At 35.3% G+C, this 575-nt stretch carries 1 protein-coding gene; it reads left to right on the top strand.

Annotated elements, in window-relative coordinates:
• On the top strand, positions 1-496 hold a 496-nt coding region (locus Q4575_RS19730), incomplete at its 5' end, for a hypothetical protein (RefSeq protein WP_303523942.1).
• Between the last annotated feature and the right edge of the window lie 79 nt (positions 497-575).

Here is a 575-nt window from a genome sequence, read left to right as displayed (position 1 = left end):
CGGATTCGTAACAGTTTGCTCGGTTCCACTTCGTTTCACATTTAAGCAAACTGTTACTCACCGCTTAAGGCGGCGTTATGTTTACAAGGAAGTTATGAGAATATTTTTTAGTTTTGTTTTAGTCGTCTTTTCATTAACTTCTATTGCTTCAGATATTGATAAAAATCTTATCTATGGGCAATGGAAGCAAGTTAACCCAAATGATAATGCATGCCCTTTTTCAGTTTATGAATACCTAGAAGACTCAACTATGCTTTCAGCCAATGTGTTTTGTGGCGGGGCTGGTGCAGTGGCGGTAAACTATCGAACAAAATGGGAGTTTACTGAAAATAATAAGCTCAAAGATAAATTAATATACGTAGATGAAATCGCTAAAAATTGGTTTACATCTGAACAAATGCAGAACGAATACTTAATTAGAGAACTTACAGGTAATAAAATGATTCTGGTTAATACAAAATCTAAAGAAACGTTTAATTACACAAGGTTAAAGTAAACATAACAAGCGCATTAAGTCAGACGGCCTCAACTTCGGCCTCATTTAATGCAAAAAGAAACGACGCATAAATGCGTCC

Origin of the sequence: Psychrosphaera sp. 1_MG-2023 (assembly GCF_030548245.1) — a bacterium.
Taxonomy (GTDB): Bacteria; Pseudomonadota; Gammaproteobacteria; order Enterobacterales; family Alteromonadaceae; genus Psychrosphaera; species Psychrosphaera algicola.
Note: the sequence above shows the minus strand (reverse complement) of the source record. Positions and strands in the feature narration are given on the sequence as shown.